The organism is Collinsella acetigenes, assembly GCF_012844445.1.
Lineage (GTDB): Bacteria > Actinomycetota > Coriobacteriia > Coriobacteriales > Coriobacteriaceae > Collinsella > Collinsella acetigenes.
In genome coordinates this window covers 128,937-144,636 of the sequence record NZ_JABBCP010000001.1, presented here as the reverse complement: position 1 = coordinate 144,636, position 15,700 = coordinate 128,937, and the positions used below count along the sequence as shown (strand labels likewise).

General features: G+C 58.8%; 11 protein-coding genes. 8 read left to right on the top strand and 3 right to left on the bottom strand.

Annotation, left to right across the window (positions count from 1 at the left end; genetic code table 11):
- Positions 1-53: 53 nt before the first annotated feature.
- The 6 genes from HF320_RS00625 (at position 54) to HF320_RS00600 (ending at position 6,846) form a co-directional block, all read left to right on the top strand.
- Positions 54-1,160, top strand: a complete 1,107-nt coding sequence (locus HF320_RS00625; protein ID WP_169276627.1) for an acyltransferase family protein — start codon at positions 54-56, stop codon at positions 1,158-1,160.
- 36 nt (positions 1,161-1,196) lie between these two features.
- The gene (locus HF320_RS00620; RefSeq protein ID WP_169276626.1) at positions 1,197-1,679 is read left to right on the top strand and encodes a low molecular weight protein-tyrosine-phosphatase; all 483 of its coding nucleotides are present in this window, start codon (positions 1,197-1,199) and stop codon (positions 1,677-1,679) included.
- A gap of 183 nt (positions 1,680-1,862) precedes the next feature.
- Positions 1,863-2,366 carry a MarR family winged helix-turn-helix transcriptional regulator gene (locus HF320_RS00615; RefSeq protein ID WP_248276540.1) on the top strand — a complete coding sequence of 168 codons (504 nt, stop codon included), beginning with the start codon at positions 1,863-1,865 and terminating at the stop codon, positions 2,364-2,366.
- The gene (locus tag HF320_RS00610; RefSeq protein ID WP_169276625.1) at positions 2,359-4,149 is read left to right on the top strand and encodes an ABC transporter ATP-binding protein; all 1,791 of its coding nucleotides are present in this window, start codon (positions 2,359-2,361) and stop codon (positions 4,147-4,149) included. The genes HF320_RS00615 and HF320_RS00610 overlap by 8 nt, the downstream gene beginning before the upstream one ends.
- Entirely contained in the window at positions 4,142-6,058 is a 1,917-nt protein-coding gene (locus HF320_RS00605) for an ABC transporter ATP-binding protein (protein WP_169276624.1), read from the top strand. Before HF320_RS00610 ends, HF320_RS00605 begins: the two co-directional genes overlap by 8 nt.
- 209 nt (positions 6,059-6,267) lie before the next feature.
- Positions 6,268-6,846 carry a xanthine phosphoribosyltransferase gene (locus HF320_RS00600; protein ID WP_169276623.1) on the top strand — a complete coding sequence of 193 codons (579 nt, stop codon included), beginning with the start codon at positions 6,268-6,270 and terminating at the stop codon, positions 6,844-6,846.
- 94 nt (positions 6,847-6,940) lie between these two features.
- Here the strand turns inward: HF320_RS00600 and HF320_RS00595 are convergent, their stop codons facing one another.
- Both HF320_RS00595 and HF320_RS00590 read right to left on the bottom strand, forming a co-directional pair.
- Entirely contained in the window at positions 6,941-7,444 is a 504-nt protein-coding gene (locus HF320_RS00595; RefSeq protein WP_169276622.1) for a flavin reductase family protein, read from the bottom strand.
- 99 nt (positions 7,445-7,543) lie between these two features.
- Complete coding sequence (locus HF320_RS00590; RefSeq protein ID WP_169276621.1) at positions 7,544-8,782, bottom strand: Fic family protein; 1,239 nt, start codon at positions 8,780-8,782, stop codon at positions 7,544-7,546.
- Between the two features lie 251 nt (positions 8,783-9,033).
- On the opposite strand from HF320_RS00590, the gene rlmKL reads away from it, so the two are divergent.
- A complete protein-coding gene (gene rlmKL, locus HF320_RS00585) occupies positions 9,034-11,454 on the top strand; it encodes a bifunctional 23S rRNA (guanine(2069)-N(7))-methyltransferase RlmK/23S rRNA (guanine(2445)-N(2))-methyltransferase RlmL (RefSeq protein WP_169276620.1) in 2,421 nt (806 codons plus the stop codon).
- A gap of 216 nt (positions 11,455-11,670) precedes the next feature.
- Positions 11,671-13,710, top strand: coding sequence for a KUP/HAK/KT family potassium transporter (locus tag HF320_RS00580; protein WP_211158899.1), 2,040 nt, complete (start codon positions 11,671-11,673; stop codon positions 13,708-13,710).
- A 156-nt stretch (positions 13,711-13,866) separates the two neighbouring features.
- On the opposite strand, the gene HF320_RS00575 is transcribed toward HF320_RS00580, so the two are convergent.
- A complete protein-coding gene (locus HF320_RS00575) occupies positions 13,867-15,681 on the bottom strand; it encodes an adenine deaminase (protein ID WP_169276618.1) in 1,815 nt (604 codons plus the stop codon).
- Positions 15,682-15,700 lie beyond the last annotated feature (19 nt).

Sequence of the window (15,700 nt, the reverse complement as noted above, 5' to 3'; positions counted from 1 at the left end):
CCCTGGGAGTATACTGGACGCTTATATTGACGAGCATAAGGAAAGGGGCAGCAATGCCAAAACACGAGGAACGCGTTTTGTCGCTTGACGGTCTTCGAGGGCTCGGGGCGCTGATGGTGTTCCTGTATCACGTCGACATCATGGTCAAGCCGTTTGGCGCGGGGGGTCCGAGCCTCTTCCCTGGCACCGCGTCGGTTATGGTGTTCTTCATCCTATCTGGCATAGTGCTGTCTCTTGTTCCCTTTAAGCACATGGGAAACGGCGGGTACGACTGGCTTGGCTATTACCCAAGAAGGGTCGTCCGCCTTTGCGGGCCGCTGTTTGCGGCGATTACGCTGGCCCTTCCTATGGGCTACGTGGCCTGGCGCCTGGGGTCCACCTCGCGCTCCGCGCTTGCTGTTACCTACGACGCAGGCCTTCCCGCTGCGGTTCATGACATCCTCATGCAGTTCGACGTGCTGTTCAACGTGTCCGATGGCGGCAACAACCTCTTTGGCGCGCAGCTCGTCCGCGTTGACTCTCCCGTCTGGTCCATGAGCTGGGAGCTCTGGTTTAGCCTGACGCTTCCGCTGGCCATCTGGTGCATATCAAGGATTCGCCGGACGGGTCTGGCGGTTGTTGCGACCTTTATTGCGGTGCTTGTCTCGCACTGGACGGGCTACTTTCCGCTGCGCCTTTGCCTGATGTTCTGGCTTGGCGTCATGGTGGCCCGGCGATTCGACAAAATCAAGGCCGTCAAGCTTTCAATGCTGGCCGAGCTGGCGCTGCTTGTGGCCTCCGTTGGTGTTATCGAGCTCTCGCTCGTGTGGCATCCCGGTGGGGTCCTCGAGGCGTTGAAGTCCACCGCCATGAACGCGGCCTGCCTGGTGGTGGTTGTCGTCGCGATCGCCGACGGGTTCACACGCCGTGCGCTCTCTGCGGCCCCCATGGTCTTTTTGGGAAAGGTGTCGTACAGCCTCTACCTTACCCACGCCATGGTCATCGGTGCGCTCGTTGCCCTGCTGCCCAGGCTCGGGATTGTCGACCCGCTCGCGATTGCCGCGGTCTCGCTGCCCGCAAGCATGCTCGTCTCCGTTGTGTTCTGGCGCATAATCGAGGTTCCCAGCATGAACCTGTCGCGCTCGCTGGCATCGTCAGGGCCTAGGGACGCCGTTCGATAATGCGTCGTACTTGGCTTCGTTTGGAGAGAGCTGGTCATGAATAGCCCAAAGCCCGTCCACCGCGTTCTCTTTGTCTGCCATGGGAATATCTGCCGCTCGACCATGGCAGAGTCGGTATTCACCGAGCTTATGCACCAGGCAGGCCGCAGCGAAGAGTTTGTCATCGACTCCGCGGCAACCTCAACCGAAGAAATCGGCAACCCGCCGCACTATGGAACTGTCGCAAAGTTGCGCCAGGCGGGCATACCCTTGGTGCCGCACCGCGCACGACAGGTTCGCGCAAAGGAATATGCCAACTGGGATCTCATCATCGGCATGGATAGCGCCAACATGCGAAACCTTCGCCGCATCTTCGAGCATGAACCCACAGCACAGGCCGACGATTGCGCCAAGCTAATCAAGCTCTTGAGTCTTACCGGCAGCGATCGCGATGTCGCCGATCCCTGGTACACCGGCAATTTCGACGCCACCTACGAGGATGTTCTCGCCGGCTGCAAGGCCCTGCTCAAGCAGCTGTAACGAACCGGCACCACGGCGTCGCCGCGCAAGAACGCGCCCCTGCGCGCAGGCATGCAAAGCGTTCCTCGGACGGCATATGTTCTTCTCAAAATATTCCTTCGGTACCTTGACAGTTATATATCGTGCGGTACCCTCATTATTCGTGTACCTCAGAAATCAAAAAAGAACGAAAGGAGTGACCTTTTGACAGCAGAAAAAACCTGCGATGCATGCGAAATCCCCCGCACTCTCGGAGAAGAACCGGCAGACTTGCCGGAACCCGAAAACGCCGAGGACATGCTTGCAAAGCAGATTCTTAATGGCCTTGGCTACTGTGGTCACTACCTGCACTTTCACGGCGGCGGCGCATCGGGCAAGGCCCCTATCATCTGTCTGATCGCCAAACATGGCGGCAAGATTTCCCAGCAGGAACTGGGCTTGCATTTTGCCCTCAAGCCCGGCTCCCTCTCCGAGATTCTCTCCAAGTGCGAAGCCATCGGACTCATCGAGCGCTCGCGCAGCACCGAAGACCGCCGGCAGCTCATCATTAAGCTCACGGAAGAAGGCATGCGCCAGGCAGAACTTGAACAAGCCGCGCGCATCAAATTCCGCAGTGAAGCGTTCTCTGCTCTCACGCTCAAAGAGCGCGAGCAGCTGCTCACCATGCTCAACAAGATTCGAAACACTTGGGAGGGACTCGATGATTAAAACTCTTGCAGCAAGCATTCGTGACTATAAGAAAGTCACCATCGCCACCCCGCTGCTGGTATTGGGCGAGGTCATCTGCGAGATGAGCATCCCGTTTGTCACCGCAAACCTCATCGACACCATCAAAGACGGCGCCACCGTCGCAGAGATCCTGCCCACCGCCGGCATCCTTGCGATTATCGCGCTGTGCTCGCTTGCCTTTGGTGCCGCAGCGGGCATCACCTGCAGCCACGCCAGCTGCGGTTTTGCCAAGAACCTGCGCCACGATCTGTTCTATAAGATCCAGACGTTTAGCTTTGCCAACATCGACACGTTCTCGAGCTCCTCGCTCGTCACGCGCCTCACCACCGATATCACCAATGTCCAGCAAGCATTCATGATGCTCATCCGCATCGCCGTGCGCTCCCCGCTGGTGCTTATCTTCGCTTTTGTCATGGCCTTTGCCATGGGCGGCAGCGTAGCGATGGTCTATCTAATCATCATCCCGATCCTGGGTTTTGGCCTGTTCTTCATCATCTTTAAGGTGCGTCCCATCTTTGCGCGTGTCTTTCATAAGTACGATGCGCTCAACGAGTCTGTCGAGGAAAACGTCACCGGAATGCGTGTAGTGAAGAGCTACGTACGCGAGGATCACGAGAAGCAGAAATTCGCCCGTGCCGCCCGCGACGTTTGCGCCGACTTCACCCGCGCCGAGAAGCTCCTGGCCTTTAACAACCCTATGATGAACATCTGCGTCAACGGCGCCTTTGTCACCATCATCTACCTGGGCTCCAAGATCATCATCACGAGCCAGGGAACCATTTTTGACGTGGGCCAGCTCTCCTCAATCCTTACCTACGGTTTCCAGATCCTCATGAGCCTCATGCAGCTCTCCATGATCTTTGTCATGGTCACCATGGCAGACGAGAGCTCGCATCGTATCGTCGAGGTGCTCAACGCCACGCCGACCATTATCAATCCCGCCGAGCCCGTCACCGACGTTGTCGACGGCTCCATCGACTTTGACCACGTGAGCTTCAAGTACTCCAAGCACGCCGAGCGTCAGGCCCTGGATAACATCGACCTGCACATCAAGAGCGGCGAGACCATCGGCATCATCGGCGGCACGGGTTCCGCCAAGTCTTCGCTCGTAAACCTTATCGCACGCCTGTACGATGCCACCGAGGGCACCGTGCGCGTAGGCGGCGTGGACGTACGCAACTACGATCTGGATACGCTGCGCCATCAGGTGTCCATGGTGCTACAGAAAAACGTTCTGTTCAGCGGCACCATCGCCGAGAATCTGCGTTGGGGCGACCCCAACGCCACCGACGAAGAGGTGCGCGAAGCCGCGCGTCTTGCCTGCGCCGACGAATTTGTCGACGGCTTCCCCAAGGGCTACGACACTTGGATTGAGCAGGGCGGCTCCAACGTCTCCGGTGGCCAAAAGCAGCGCTTGTGCATTGCCCGCGCCCTGCTGCGCCGCCCCAAGATCTTGATTCTGGACGACTCCACGAGTGCCGTCGACACCAAGACCGACGCCAAGATCCGCGAGGGCCTGGCCACGTATCTGCCCGATACGACCAAGCTCATCATTGCCCAGCGCATCAGCTCCGTACAGGAAGCCGACCGCATCATCGTGATGGAAGGCGGTCACATCGCGCAGATCGGCACGCACAACGAGCTGCTCGAGACGAGTGAAATCTATCGCGAGACCTTTACCTCGCAAAACAAAATGACCGAAGAGGCCCAGGCGCCCACGTTGGATGCAGCAGAGCAGGAAGGAGGCGAGGCGCATGAGTAAGGCAACCACCGCCGAGCGCGCCAAGAACCGTAAGCCCGGCACGTTCTCCCGCCTCATCAAAACGCTTTTCTCGTTTTATCCCGTGCTCCTGCCCCTGGTAACGATTGGCGTTATTGTTTGCGCCGTCATCAACTCCATCGGCGCCACCTTCTTGCAGCGCGCCCTCGAGATCATCAGCGCCTCATGGCAGTCCGGCGACTGGGAGGCAGCGCGTCCGCAGATCTTGAGTCTGGCAACGACGCTTGGCTGCATCTATGCCGTCGGCGTACTCTCTTCGCTCTTCTGGAACCGCGCAATGGCCACCGTCACGCAGGGCTCGCTCGAGAAGCTGCGCGAAAAGATGTTCAACCGCATGCAGGACCTGCCGATTCGCTACTTCGACACGCACCAGCGCGGCGACATCATGAGCCATTACACCAACGACATCGACACGCTGCGTCAGATGATCAGCCAGTCGCTGCCCAACCTGCTCATGACGATCATCGTTATCTGCACGGTGTTCTTCATCATGCTGTATTACTCCGTCTGGATGTGCCTGGTGATTATCGCCGGCGTTACCTTTATGGCCTTTATGACCAAGCTCTTGGGCTCTAACTCCGCGCGCTTCTTTATCGCACAGCAGACCGAGTTGGGTGTTGTCGAGGGCCATATCGAAGAGGTTATGAACGGCCAGAAGGTCGTTAAGGCGTTCTGCCACGAGTCCGCCGCCGAGGCCGATTTCGATGAGCGCAACGAGAAACTGTTCGAGGTGTCGCAGAAGGCCAACATGTATGCGAACATCCTCATGCCGATCCTTATGAACCTGGGCAACCTCCTCTATGTGCTGGTCGCTCTTGCCGGCGGCATCTTCCTGGCGCTCAACGTGCCGAACCTCTCCATCTCCGGCACGGTGCTCTCCATCGCTGTGGTGGTGCCGTTCCTCAACATGACCAAGCAGTTCTGCGGCCAGATTGGCCAGATCTCGATGCAGATCAACGCCGTGGTCATGGGCCTTGCTGGTGCAGACCGCATCTTCGAGCTCATTGACGAGCAGCCCGAAGAGGATGAGGGCTACGTCACGCTGGTCAATGCAGAGCGCGACCGCGCTACGGGCCAGATTATCGAGACCGACAAGCACACGGGTCTTTGGGCTTGGAAGTACCCGCACCACGATGGCACCCTCACGTACGAGGAACTGCGCGGCGACGTTCGCATGGACCACGTTGACTTTGGCTACACGCCCGACCACGCGGTGCTGCACGACGTGAGCGTCTTTGCCAAGCCCGGCCAGAAGGTCGCCTTCGTGGGCGCCACCGGTGCTGGCAAAACGACCATTACCAATCTCATCAACCGCTTCTATGACATTGCCGACGGCAAGATTCGCTACGACGGTATCAACATCAACAAGATCCGCAAGGCCGATCTGCGCCGAAGTCTGGGCGTTGTGCTGCAGGACGTGAACCTGTTCACCGGATCTGTGATGGACAACATCCGCTACGGCAACCTCGACGCAAGCGACGCGGAGTGCATCGCCGCAGCCAAGCTCGCCGGCGCACACGACTTCATCACCCGCCTGCCGGAAGGCTACAACACCATGCTCTCGGGCAATGGCGCGCAGCTTTCCCAGGGGCAGCGCCAGCTGATCTCTATCGCACGCGCCGCCGTGGCCGATCCTCCCGCAATGATCTTGGACGAGGCCACGAGCTCCATCGATACGCGCACCGAGGCCATCGTGCAGCGCGGCATGGACGCCCTCATGAATGGCCGCACCACCTTCGTGATTGCCCACCGTCTCTCGACCGTGCGCAACTCCGATGTGATCATCTGCCTGGAACACGGTCGTATCATCGAGCGCGGCAACCATGAGGAGCTTATCGCCAAGCGCGGTTACTACTACCAACTCTACACCGGAGCCTTTGAGCTGGAGTAGCGCCTTTCCACATATACGACCTCACCGAGCGGCCGCCCGACACGCATCAAGCGTCGGGCGGCCGCTTTCATACTGGCTTGCTTTGGCCGGCCCACGCCGTTGCTTCATGGCGTGTAGGTGAATGAACACCCTGCAGGTCCGTATAGCGCCCCAGACGTGGCAATATGGTGAGCAACTGTTTCCGTGCACTCACCATCTGGAGGACATACATGAAGGAGCTCGAAGACCGCATTCGCAAGGACGGCATCGTTCGTGAGGGCAATGTCCTCAAAGTCGACAACTTCCTCAACCATCAGTGCGATGTGTCCCTGTACGACCAGATGGGTGCTGAGTGGGCACGCCTGTTTGAGGGCAAGCGCATCGACAAGATCTTGACGATCGAGACGTCCGGCATCGGCATCGCCTGCGTTGCCTCCCAGCATTTTGGCAGCGTGCCTGTGGTCTTTGCACGCAAGACCGAGTCCACGAACCTCGATGGCGAGCAGTACCGCACGGAGATTAGGAGCTTCACCAAGAATCGCGTTTACAACGTTATTGTTGCCAAGCGTTTCCTCAACCCCGGTGAGCATGTCATCATCATCGACGACTTTCTGGCCATGGGCTGCGCCCTCAACGGTCTTCTGGAGATTTGCGACGAGGCCGGCGTTGTCGTCGAGGGTATCGGCATCGCCATCGAAAAAGGCTTCCAGCCCGGCGGCAAAGAGCTTCGCGAGCGCGGCTACCAGGTAGAGTCCCTCGCCATCGTCGACAGCATGGACCCCGAGACCGGCGACATCGTGTTCGCATAGCGCGCTGCACCAAGAACCCCTGCGATAACGGCATCGGCCCGCACGCTTTGACGGCGTGCGGGCCGATGTTGCTTACGCCATGTTGGCGCAATCCCTACTCCACATACGAGGACGCCTTGGGCGGTGTCTTTCCTTTAAGGACTTTGTGATAGTAGTCATAGGTAAGCGGAGCTTCGTCGGAAAGCCTCTGCGCATCCTCAATCTCGCCAATAAAAAGCAGATGCGTGCCCACGTCGAGAGTTTCCACCAAACGGCACGAGAACAGCGCCGTCGCATGCTCGGGCACATAAGGCGCACCAAGAGCAGTCTGGCGCTCCTCATAGCGTTCGAACTTATCGAAGTTCGCCGAGGTACGGAAACCAAAGTTGCCGATGTAAATCATGTCCGCCGTCTGATCGATAACCGTCACGGCAAAGGCGCCGGCATCGGCGATCACTCCTGCGGTGAAGTTCTCCTTATTCACCGCAACCGAAATGCGCGCAGGGCTGGACGTCACCTGCACCGCCGTGTTGACCACGCAGCCCGCCTTGCAATCGCCGGCCGCGGCACTTACCACATACAGGCCACTCGTCATCGTAAAAAACGCCGTCTTATCCATACGCGCCAACCTCCTCGCATAGAGCTTGCTATGTAGAACTCTTATGCCCGCATGCAAGTGTCTGCAATCGTAAGGGCGATTGACGCTGAAAATCCTCTGCTAAGAAAGGCTCAGCAACCTTCTCGCTTCCTCCGCAAGTGCAAAACGCAAAGGCTTCTGAGACGTCGCAACAACAAGACCAAGCTTTTCAAGCTCTTTGACGTGTGGTCGCGCCCCTTGCCGAGTAAGCCCCACCGCCAATGCGAGATCGGCAAGCGAAACATCTGGGAACGCTGCAAACAGGCTGCTTTGAACAAGAACGAAAAGGACATCGACCTGTTTGGAAGTCAAATCGCGCTCTTCCTCCACCTTTCGAAGCGCAATCTCCGCCTCGCGCAATCGTCCGGCGTTCGACCCCAAATCATCAAGAAGTGCCACCTGAGCAGAGGAGAGGTACTCCATCATGCAGATCATAAAAGTGGTGATTTCCCCATGATTGAGCGGGTTTTCGGCATCTTTGAAAGCTCGATAATATGCAGCCTTGCTATCTGCGATAGCTCGCGAAAGCGAAAGCGCTGTTAACTGGGACAGGGGACGGCTCAGATGCAGAGCAAGAAGATAGCGCCCCGTCCTCCCATTTCCATCGTAAAAGGGATGAACATATTCGAAAATATAATGAGCGGCGATTGCGGCCATGAGTCCTGGGACGTCAGGAGAGTTAACCAGCGATAGCATCGACGAGAGGGCCCCAACGATAGCCTCCTCGGGCATCAAGCCCTCATGAAGCACCTTCCCACCAGCGCCAATAACCTCAACGGCATTTTTTCGGAAAAGCCTTCCATCGGGAGCATCGCCCCCGAGATTCTCCCCGTCCATCACCCGGTCATAAATCAGCCTGATATCCTCCGGGGCCTCCGGACGTGAAAAACCACGGGGGTCGCTTAAGCCCATATAGAGTTTCGCAAGCTCCCGAAATCGCTTTTGTGCAGCAGGTTCAGAAGGGCTGTCAGCACCTTCGAGTAAATCGTTGATCTGCTTCCGTGTGCTATGAATGCCCTCGAGCTGATTGGTGCTAACCACCTCTGAAATCACGAGATTTCTCACCAGAGCCGAACGGGCAATGCCCGGCAGCGTGGAGAGCGAATCTGATATCTCGCGTTCGCGACACAAAACGGCCTCGCTCAGAACGGCCAGCTCTCGTGGCATCGAAAAGAAGAGCTCTTCACCGTTCTCGTTCTTCATTCCCAAAAGAAAAGATGAATCTGCTTGCCTACGAGCTTTTGCGAGCACGGCATTTCTTTCGAACCTATCGCTCGACGAATCTTTGTAAAAAAGTTTGGAAAGAGACTCGTATGTCATACAAATCGCCATTTCTCACTTTTAGAGGAGCACTTTCTGGTTCTATTTTATAGAAATTGCCATTTTTATAAAATAGCAACGTAATAATCTGCTCTATCTTATAGAAATTGACTTTTTTATAAGATAGCCGAGCAATCGGCGGCCCTATTTCATATGAGAGGACTGCGGTGCAGCCTTTACGCACCGGCCTATCCCGCCGGTCATCCATGCGATAATGTGCCGGAACACACTGATTGCGAAAGGCACATGCCATGGAATTCTTTGCCAGCTGTCCCACCGGTTTCGAGGACGCCCTTGCCGATGAGCTCAATGCCCTCGGCCTAGCACAGGTGCGTAAACTCAAAGGTCGTGTTTCGTTTACGGGCCAGGTCATCGACGGTGAGCGCGTCTGCCTGTGGTCGCGTCTGGCGAGCCGCATCCTGGTGGTCATCGACCGCTTTGACGCTCGCGATGCCGACGCCCTCTACGCCGGCACGCGCGAAGTCGCTTGGGAGGAGATCCTGGCCGAAGGCGCCACCATCGCCGTCACCGCTCGTGGCACCAACGACAACCTGCGAAACACCCGCTTTAGCGCTCTGCGCGTGAAAGACGCCATCTGCGACCACATGCTTGAGGCAACCGGCGCGCGTCCTAACGTCGATACCGAAAACCCCGACGCGCGCATCGCCCTTTCCATTCGCAACGACCGCGCAAGCCTGCATCTCGACCTCTCGGGAGACGCGCTGTTCCGCCGCCTCCCCCGCGAGGCAACCCACGGCGATGCCGCCCATCATGTGCTTCGTCCCGACTACGCCGCCCTTGCCCTCGCGCAGGGAGGATGGTCCCTGTTGTGCGCCGAGACCCCCGCAAAAGATGAGGACGCCGAGGGCACAGGACCGCTCGTCTTTGTTGATGCCTGCTGCGCGGGCGGCGGCCTGGTGCTCGAGGCGACTCAGCAGCTTCTCGACCGCGCTCCGGGCCTCCTGCGTGAACACTGGGGCTTTATGGGCTGGCGCCTGCATGACGAGCAAACCTGGGACGCGCTTCTGGATGAAGCCGACGGTCGCGCCGAACGCGCAAATGAGCGCCGCTGCCGCATTATCGCCACCGATGTAGATGCCGCCGCCGTCTCGGCCACACAGCGCGTCCTCGCTGCCGCCGGTCTCTCCCAATACGTAGCCGCCATGCCTCCCAACGCACAGAAAATCGTGGCAAAGCTCGGAATCCGCCGCGCACCGCTTCCCGCCCGAGGCATGGTCGTGGCCGACACCACCGACATCGCCCCAACCGATACCTCCCGCGCCCTCAAACTGCTCGACAACGTCACGCGCGATGAGCTGCTAGAGCACCTACCTTGCGTGGTGCTCGCACGCGACACGATCGTTTGCCGCAGCCTGGGCCTTGCTCCCGCCCGCACGCTCGCCATCAAGCCCAACAACGAAGACGCCTCGCTCATGTACTTCGATCCCGCCACGCGCGGACAGACCGAAGAGGCCGATGCGGACCAGGCGACCGTCAAGGTGGGCGACGGCGTGCGCATCCCCATGCTCATCCCCGAGTCCGACCAGTTTGCCGCCCGCTTGCGCAAGGTGGCAAAGCAGCGTCGGCGCTGGGCCGCGCGCGAGGGCGTCACCTGCTATCGCGTCTACGACGCCGATCTTCCCGACTACGCCGCAGCCATCGACCTCTATGAAGGTGCGCCGGATACACCTGGCCGCTGGCTCGTCGTGGCCGAGTACGCTGCCCCCAAAAGCGTCGACCCCGAGCTCGCCCAAGCACGCATGATGGATATCCTCGCCATCGCCCCTGCCGTGCTCGATGTTCCGGCCAACCATGTTGCCACCCGTGCGCGCACACGCTCGCGCGGCGGCTCGCAGTATGCCCAGGGGCCACGCGACAAGAAGGGCGGCAAGGGCGCAAGCGCACCCAAGCGCGACATGCTCAACGACCCGACTCTTCCCAATATCCAAGAAGGCGGCCTCGCCTTTACGGTCAACTTTGACGATTATCTCGATACCGGCATCTTCCTAGACCACCGCGTTACGCGAGGCCTGGTGCGAGAGCATGCCAAGAAGGCGCGCTGGTTCCTCAACCTGTTTGCCTACACCGGCACCGCCACCTGCTACGCCGCTGACGCAGGCGTGGAAGAAACCGTTACGGTCGACCTTTCCAACACCTATCTGGACTGGGCCGAGCGTAACATGCGCCAAAACGGCTTTACCGGCTCCAACCATTACTTCGTACGCGATGACGTGCTGGCATGGATTCGCTACCAGCGCCAGACCGACAACCGCTGGGACCTGATCTTTTGCGATCCGCCCACGTTCTCCAATTCCTCGAAGATGGGCCGTCGCACCTGGGACGTACAGCGCGATCATGTGGACCTTATCGTGGGTATCTCGCGCCTCCTCACACGCGAGGGAGAGGCCATCTTCTCATGCAATCTCCGCACGTTCAAACCGGATACAGAAGCCCTGGCACGAGCCGGCGTGGTGCTCACCGACATCACCGAGCAAACCATCCCCGAGGACTTTGCGCGCAACAAGCGCATCCATCACTGCTATATCGTCAAACGCTACCGCATCGAGGACGCCATGCGCCTGGCTGGTATGAACGACGCCGCCATCAGCGCACGTCAGGCGGAGCTACGCGAACACGAGCGCGACCACGGACGCAACCAACGCGCAGAGTAATGCAACGGGTCACAGGGGCGCGATTCTCTACAAATCGAGTGTCCTTGTGGCCCAACCTCTCAGCTGAGCGGGCGATTTTCGCAAATTGTCGCGCACAGAATCGCGTGCATGGCTATACTTCTGAGGATTAGGCAATCACCCGTTTTCCAACAGCCGCCTCCATCGGGATATCTACCTGGCAAGGCGGCTGAGATGGTAAAAGGAGGAAAACGCGACATGAGCAAAAAGGCTCAATCCGCAACCGTGAGCAACACTGATGCGCACGCAATCCCTATCAGCCTCTCTGCCATGCTCGTCACGCTCGGCGTGGTGTACGGCGACATCGGAACGTCGCCGATGTACGTCACCAAGGCACTCGTTGCCGGCAACGGTGGCATCACCTCGGTGAACCAGGAATTTATCCTGGGCGCCCTTTCGCTTGTGATCTGGACGGTCACGCTGCTTACCACCATTAAGTATGTGCTGATTTGCATGAAGGCCGACAACCACGGAGAAGGCGGCATCTTCGCTCTCTACAGCCTGGTACGCCGCTTTGGCAAGTGGCTCATCATCCCCGCCATGCTGGGCGGCGCTGCGCTTTTGGCCGATGGTATCCTCACCCCCGCGGTGACCGTCACCACCGCTGTCGAGGGCCTGCGAACCATCCCTGCCATGAAGTCGATCATCGGTCCGGCGCAGACCAACGTGGTCATCATCACGCTTGCAATCATCATCGCGCTGTTCTTGATTCAGCATGTGGGCACCGCCAAGATCGGCCGCGCCTTTGGCCCCATCATGACCCTGTGGTTCCTGTTCCTGGGCGGCACCGGCCTGTTCTTTGTCCTGGGCAACCCCATCGTTTTGCTTGCGTTCAACCCGTTTGAAGGCATCTCGTTCTTGCTCTCGCCCAACAACCACGCGGGCATCATGATCTTGGGCAGCTGCTTCCTTGCCACCACCGGCGCCGAGGCCCTCTATTCCGACATGGGCCATGTGGGTCGCGGAAACATCTACGCCACCTGGCCGTTCGTTAAGGTCTGCCTGCTGCTTTCCTACCTTGGTCAGGGAGCTTGGTTGCTTGCCAACGCCAGCAACCCCTCGCTTGTGGGTATCCATGACCTCAACCCGTTCTTTGAGATGCTCAACAGCAACGTTCGCCCGTTTGCCGTAATCCTCTCCACGCTTGCTGCCATCATCGCCTCGCAGGCACTTATCACCGGCGCGTTCTCACTGGTATCCGAGGCCAGCCGCCTGGACCTCATGCCGCACATGCAGGTCTTCTACCCGGCAGAGACCAAGGGCCAGCTCTACATCCCCATGGTGAACAACGTCATGCTCGTGGGCTGCGTCATCGTGGTCTTGCTTTTCCAGTCCTCCGCTCACATGGAAGCGGCATACGGCCTGGCCATCACCATCACCATGATGTGCACTACGCTGTTGCTCTTCTTCTACCTGCATAACGACCGCAAGATCAAGGTCTTCCCCTGGGTCTTTATCGTGTTCTTCCTGGCACTCGAGGGCTTCTTCTTTGGCTCCTCGCTCACCAAGTTCTTCCACGGCGGCTACTTCACCATTTTGATGGCAGCGCTGATCATGGGCATCATGGTGAGCTGGTTCAACGGCACCGCCGTCGAGCGCCGCCAGGCAACCCTCCTGCCGCTGCGCACCTATCTGCCGCAGCTCGATCGCCTGCGCAACGACGAGACCTACGAGCTGATGAGCGACAACATCGTCTACCTTACCAAGGACAGCAACACCGATTACATCGATCGCGACGTGATCTACTCGATTCTCGACAAGCACCCCAAGCGTGCTCGCGCCTACTGGTTCATCAACGTCGAGACCATGGACGAACCCCATACGTTCGCCTATTCCGTTGAGACCTTTGGCACCGACTACGTCTTCCGCGTGCACCTGTTCTTGGGTTATAAGGTCAACCAGCGCGTGAACGCCTATCTGCGCCAGGTGGTCTCCGACCTCTCCGCATCTGGCGAGCTGCCCGACCAGACCCACGAGTATTCGGTCTACAAGAAGCCGAGCCCCATCGGTTCGTTCCAGTTCATCATGCTGCGAAAGCTCCTTGCACCCGAATCCGATGTGGACAGCACCGAGCGCACGGCCATCGTTCTCAAGTACCTCATTCGCCGCGCCGCCGGCAATCCGGCGCGCTGGTACGGCCTGGAGAACTCCAACGTCACGTTCGAATATGTGCCGCTGTTCACCAAGTTCAAGAGCGTTGACAAGATGCAGCGCATCGCCCCAGACGAGCGCCCCTAGTTTCGCGCCCCCGCCGTTCGTTTAGCTCGACGCATTCCCATGCGCACCGAATATGCCCCGCACCTCCCATGAGATGCGGGGCATTTTTTTGGCCCAATCAGGCCCGACCAATAATATGACAAAACAAACCCGTGGACTTTTGTCACATGGGGAAGGTTAGTCCTCGATGAGCAGGTCCTCGAACTGGAAGGTGAGGCAGTTCACATAACCGCGATTGGTAAGGCGAAGCACCGGCACGCAAGGCAGCGAGAGGATGCCCATGGTCATAAAGGGCGAGGGCATCTTGCAACCCATATCGGCCCAAGCCTGCTCGATAGCGGCTACCTCCTGGGCAACCTCCTCGACATGCTTGTCACTCATGAGGCCGCAAACCGGCAGCTCCACCAAAGCGAGCACGCGACCGTCCTGAACCGCGACCTCGCCGCCACCGCACTCCACGAGCGTCTGAGCCGCAAGCGCCATATCCTCGTCGTTATCACCCACAACAAGCAGGTTGTGGGAGTCGTGCGCAACGGTCTGTGCCAGCGCACCGTGGACGCCAAAGCCCGTGCAGAAGCCAAAGGAATGAGTTCCCTCGGCGCCATGATGGCGATCGAACACGGCCATCTTGAGCGCATCGATCGCGGGGTTTGCCTGTAGCTTTCCGTCCACAACGGGAACCTCGATCACCGCATCCTCGGTAATGGTCGAGCCACCTACACCGCCGATGGCGCGCACGCGACACATACCGTCGGGACGGTCCACGGGGATCTCGAAGTCCGCAGCGGTAAAGGTGCGGCCAACGTTCATGGTGTGCGTCATAAACTCGGGCCACTCAAAGAGGTCGTGGTCGAACGTGGCCTTCCCGTCTTGAGCCACCAAGTCGCCGTCGATATAAACTTGCTCGGGAATGAAGGTCTCCAGATTGGGCAGGACCACCATGTCGGCGCACTTGCCCGGGGTGATAGAGCCCATATCCTGGTCCACACCCAGGCACTGTGCGGCGTTGATGGTCGCAAACTGCAAAGCTGTCACAGGATCGCATCCGCACTCGAGTACGGCACGCAGAGCGCGGTCCATGCCGCCCTCGCTAACAAGCGTGTTGGGATGGTTGTCGTCGGTGCACAGGATAATCAAACGCGTGTCGACGCCGCTCTCAAGCACCTGCGGGAGATAGTTGGGAAGCGAAAGCCATGCCGAGCCATAGCGCGCCTGCACGTACATGCCCATGCGCAGCTTGGCCATCACATCGTCGGACGTAATGCACTCATGGCAAGCGCGAACGCCCGAAGCGATGTATGCGTTGAGACCGCGGTCGGTTTCTGAAATGGAGTAGTGGCCCGTCACGCACTTGCCGGCCTTGAGGGTCTCACCCACCTCATGCTGGGCATTCTCCTCGCCTCCCAGGATGCCGGGGAAGTTCATCATCTCGCCCAGGCCCACAACGTCATCCCACTTCATGGTCTCGGCAACCTGCGCCGCATCCACGTAAGCGCCACTGTCGTCAAAACCGGTCACGGCGGGCACGCACGAAGGCGTGGTGAGCATCGCTTTGAGCGGGGCGCGCTTGGCGTCGTCGAACATCACGCGCACGCCATCGAGCCCCACAACGTTGCAGCATTCGTGCGGATCGGCAAAGATCGCAGTGGTACCGCGCGGAACCACAACCTTGGCGTACTCGGCGCAGCCGATCATGGCCGACTCGACATGGATGTGAGAATCGATATAGCCCGGAGCTACGTACTTGCCCGTAGCGTCCACCACCGTCGTGTTCTCACCAATGCAATGCTCCGCGGTGTACTCGCCTATGCCCAAATAGGCGATGCGTCCACAGGACACGGCGATATCGGTGTCTTCCAAAATCTCGTGTGTGGTTACGCTCACCAAGTTGGCATGACGAATCACAAGGTCTGCCGGCTCCTGGCCCTGCGCTACGCGCACGAGCTTGTCGTTGCACTCCCAAAGCGGAGTCTTGCAAAAATGGTTGATCATGTAGATGTCCTTTCTTCGT

Coding starts and splice junctions, on each gene's coding strand:
- HF320_RS00625 (WP_169276627.1), top strand. CDS start 54: ATGCCAAAACACGAGGAACGCGTTTTGTCGCTTGACGGTCTTCGAGGG.
- HF320_RS00620 (WP_169276626.1), top strand. CDS start 1,197: ATGAATAGCCCAAAGCCCGTCCACCGCGTTCTCTTTGTCTGCCATGGG.
- HF320_RS00610 (WP_169276625.1), top strand. CDS start 2,359: ATGATTAAAACTCTTGCAGCAAGCATTCGTGACTATAAGAAAGTCACC.
- HF320_RS00605 (WP_169276624.1), top strand. CDS start 4,142: ATGAGTAAGGCAACCACCGCCGAGCGCGCCAAGAACCGTAAGCCCGGC.
- HF320_RS00600 (WP_169276623.1), top strand. CDS start 6,268: ATGAAGGAGCTCGAAGACCGCATTCGCAAGGACGGCATCGTTCGTGAG.
- HF320_RS00595 (WP_169276622.1), bottom strand. CDS start 7,444: ATGGATAAGACGGCGTTTTTTACGATGACGAGTGGCCTGTATGTGGTA.
- HF320_RS00590 (WP_169276621.1), bottom strand. CDS start 8,782: ATGACATACGAGTCTCTTTCCAAACTTTTTTACAAAGATTCGTCGAGC.
- rlmKL (WP_169276620.1), top strand. CDS start 9,034: ATGGAATTCTTTGCCAGCTGTCCCACCGGTTTCGAGGACGCCCTTGCC.
- HF320_RS00580 (WP_211158899.1), top strand. CDS start 11,671: ATGAGCAAAAAGGCTCAATCCGCAACCGTGAGCAACACTGATGCGCAC.
- HF320_RS00575 (WP_169276618.1), bottom strand. CDS start 15,681: ATGATCAACCATTTTTGCAAGACTCCGCTTTGGGAGTGCAACGACAAG.